Below are 3636 nucleotides of genomic sequence, written 5' to 3' on the forward strand. Positions count from 1 at the left end.
GAAGGATACAAAGTGTTTTGCATTGTGGATGCCTCGGGTAATTGGTCGAAGATGGCAACCGACATCTCCATTGCCCGGGTCACGCAGGCGGGCGCGATGCCAATTGACACATTCGCGGCGATTACAGAGGTGATGCACACCTGGAATCGCCCAGAAGCAATGGAATTCGCCAAGGTCTTTGTCGACCACGTCGAGCCCGCATATGGCGCGTTGTTTGAAAGCTATGACATGGCACAAAAAAACGTGAAGTAGGTTCAGACAAAGACTGGACTTGGGCCACCTGGCGACAGGTGGCCCCTCAGTCTTCAACTTGGAGGAAGTTGCCGAAAAGCTAGATGCCTCATTACGCGAGCGACGCCATTGACCTAAACGCGAAATTTACTAGCACTGGCGACACCATGGGAGCAACGGTGGTCATCACTCATCGGGTGCGTGATGGCAAGCAGGCCGAGTATGAAGAAATGGATGAACGAAATCGGACCGCTTTGCCGATCGTTTGCTGGCAATCTTGACTGGCAGATCATCCATCCGGTTCCAGGCTTCTCCTCGACTTACACGGTCATCATCCGGTTTGACACCCAAGCAAATCTGCGCGCCTGGACGGAGCCCCCCGTTCGCAGCCAGCTCATCGAAAGGGTCTACGGCGTTGAACTATTTTCTGACGCGTGAAATGGAACAAGAGAGAGAAGCGCGGGGGTAGCGTAGCTGACGGATGCCGCTTGAAAGCAGGGCGATTTGCTCTCCTACGGCCTGTCCGCCTTACTCCAGTACGAACACCACCGCACTGCGGGCCGGCACCTCGAACACACCTTTGACCGCCCTCGCGTACCGCGCCACGCGCTGTTCCGCAGCCTGCTCACGACGCTGCACCGGATGCAGCCGCCAAACCGCACCGGCCTCTTCCGGCAACTTCAGCGTCTGCGCCGTCGGCGCCACATTGATCAGCGTCATTACCACCTTGAAGCCCGCACCAGGCAGGCCACGGCCGTCTATACGCGTCGCGACCAGCACCGGGTTCTGCCCCGCGCCGCTGCCCGGGAAGCTGACGCGCTTGCGGATCTCCGCCGCGCTGGGCAGCCGCAGCAGCGGCGTGCTGGCCCGGATCTTCAGCAGGTCGAGAAACACATCGCGCGCCCAGGCAATCTCGGCCGGGCCGGGGGCAATCGATGCATCCGCCAACCGCTCGCGAGCAAGCTCCCAATCGCGGCCATCCTTGCCGAAGTTGTCCTGCTTCGGCGGCAGGCCGGTGCCGAAATGGTTGCTCTGATAACTCCAGTCCAGCCGGTTGAACCAGTCGCCGCTGTCATAGCTGTTGCGGTCCAKGCTCTTGCTGCGCAGGATGTCCTGGCCGGCATGGAAGTAAGCGATGCCCTGGCTGAAGGCCACCAGCGCGGCTCCCAGCATCTGCACGCGGGCGCGATCCTCGCGCGAGGTGGCCAGCGGCAGCTTCAGCGCATTGATGTCGAACAGCGTCTGGTTGTCGTGGTTCTCCACGTAGTTGACAACCTCGCTGGGCTCTGACGCAAAGCCCGCGGGCTGGTCGCCATAGGGGATGGCGTCCAGGCGCTTCTTCTCGCCGCGCCAGGTCGTCAGCTCGAAGCTGCGCAGCGACCCTGCCAGGCCGACGCGGATCATGTCGGCGGCGGTCAGCAGTTCCTCCGGCCTTGCATTTGCCAGCGCGTTGGGTGCGTAGACGAGGCCGTTGAGCCAGCCCTGGCGGCGCACGCTGTCGTCACCGCCCTCGCCTGCACTGCCACCACGCGCCGCATCGCGGCCGCGGTCGCTGAAGGTGCCGATGCCGCTGCCGTTCAGGCTCAGCTGCGAGGCCTGCACGAAGCGGGCGCCATTCGCCACCTCGCCGAAGTTCCAGCCCTCGCCCAGCAGTTGCACGGGCCGGCCGGCTTCCGCATTGACGCGGGCCTGCAGCCTCTCCATCGCCTCGCGCGGCTGGTGGCCCATCAGGTCGAAACGCATCGAATCGATCTTGTACTCGCGCACCCACAGCGCCGCCGAGTCGATCATCAGCTTGGCCATCATGCGGTGCTCGGTGGCCGTGTTGTCGCAGCAGGTCGAGCGTTCGATCTCGCCTTTGGCGTTGAGGCGGTGGTAGTAGCCGGGCACGAGGCGGTCCAGCACCGATTTATGCGCCTGGCCGGCAGCCGACATGTGGTTGTAGACCATGTCCATGCCGACACGCAGCCCGGCCTTGTGCAGGGCCATGACCATGGCGCGGAACTCGACCACGCGTCTCATAGCGCCCCCAGGCGACGCCAAATGCGCGTCGCCGCCCCCCGAGGGGGTGGAGCCGCCTCGGGAGCGGCCCGTCGCCGGCTCGTGCGGATCGGTCGCGTAGCTGCCCTCCGGCACGTTGAAATGCCAGGGGTCGTAGCCCCAGTTGAAGCAGTCGTCGGCCGCGACGGCCATGACGGCGGCCTGCTGGGCTTCGCTATCCGCCGGTGCAACGGGCACGGTGGGTGTCTTGCAGCCGCGCTCGGGCACGCTGGCGAGGTCGAAGACGGGCAGCAGGTGCACGTCGGTCAGGCCGGCGCTGGCCAGGGCCTGCAGATGCTTCACGCCATCGGAGCGGGTCTCCGTGAAGGCCAGGTATTTGCCGCGCCAGGCGGGCCGCACGGTCGTGTCGCTGACCGAGAAGTCGCGCACATGCAGTTCGTAGATGACCTGGTCGGTGGCGAGCCTCACGCGTGTCGGGCGCGGCGAGGCGTCCCAGCCACGCGGCTTGAGCGCGGGGGCAGCAAGGTCGGCGACGACGCTGAGCCGCGAGTCGGCCGTCAGCGCAACCGAATAGGGGTCGGTGACGAGGTTGCGTACGCGACCGTGCGTGGGCGTGACGACGTCGACGAGGTAACGATAAGACTGGCCGCTCAGGTCGCCGGGCAGCTCGGCGCGCCAGACACCGATGGCGGCATCGAGACGCATCGCATCGACCGCCACCGCGGGCGACTCGGGCCCGGCATGGCGACACAGCAGCACGCGCTGGGCCGTCGGGGCCCAGACGGCAAAGCGCGTCTGCGCCTTGGCGGGATGGGCGCCAAAATCCGTCACGCGCTCGGCCGCGGCATAGAGGTCGTCCAGGGCGCCGGGCAATTGCAGGCCCGTCGCGCCGATGACCCGGCCGTCGGCAGCTTCGTGCACCAGCATCAACTGCTCACGCAGCAGGGCCGCGGCATCCGCGCCGCCCGCAATGGCGAAGCGCGGCCCCTCACCGATGAAACGGAATCGCGCCGGCAGCGCCGCCGTGGCGAGCACGAGTTCGACCGCGCCATCGGCGCCAGTGACCCTGTCGCCAGCCGGCGCCTTCAGCCCCGCCGCCCGGGCGTGATACAGGCGCACACGGTCGCCGCCCTGCAGCTTCAGCCCCGGCCACTGCACGGTCCGCGCATCCAGCCAATAGGCCTCGGCTGCCGGCCGCGCAGCAGGTGCGGGGATCGGCACTTCGGCATTGCAGTCGTCCAGATCGTCGGCGCGCGCTGCACCGGCAATCAGCGTCAGGCCCAGCGCCATGCAGCACAGCAGGGGGCGAGATGGCATGAAGGTCTCCTTGTTGTTTTTGAATAGTAGCAAAACTACATTAATCGAAATCCCGCTAGCGAATCACCCAATGTCGTCGCTATGCTC

General features: G+C 65.7%; 2 protein-coding genes and 1 pseudogene. 2 read left to right on the forward strand and 1 reads right to left on the reverse strand.

Going from position 1 to position 3636, the window contains the following annotated elements; all coding sequences use genetic code 11:
• Together AC1DU6_RS23545 and AC1DU6_RS23550 are read left to right on the forward strand one after the other, a co-directional pair.
• Positions 1 to 252 (forward strand): annotated as a pseudogene (locus AC1DU6_RS23545) (isochorismatase hydrolase); the annotation flags it as partial.
• Between the two features lie 201 nt (positions 253 to 453).
• Complete coding sequence (locus tag AC1DU6_RS23550; protein WP_457324527.1) at positions 454 to 669, forward strand: putative antibiotic biosynthesis monooxygenase; 216 nt, start codon at positions 454 to 456, stop codon at positions 667 to 669.
• A gap of 90 nt (positions 670 to 759) precedes the next feature.
• On the opposite strand, the gene AC1DU6_RS23555 is transcribed toward AC1DU6_RS23550, so the two are convergent.
• Complete coding sequence (locus AC1DU6_RS23555; RefSeq protein WP_477860005.1) at positions 760 to 3549, reverse strand: alpha-1,6-glucosidase domain-containing protein; 2790 nt, start codon at positions 3547 to 3549, stop codon at positions 760 to 762.
• Positions 3550 to 3636: the final 87 nt, after the last annotated feature.

It is taken from the genome of Roseateles sp. P5_B10 (assembly GCF_056400485.1).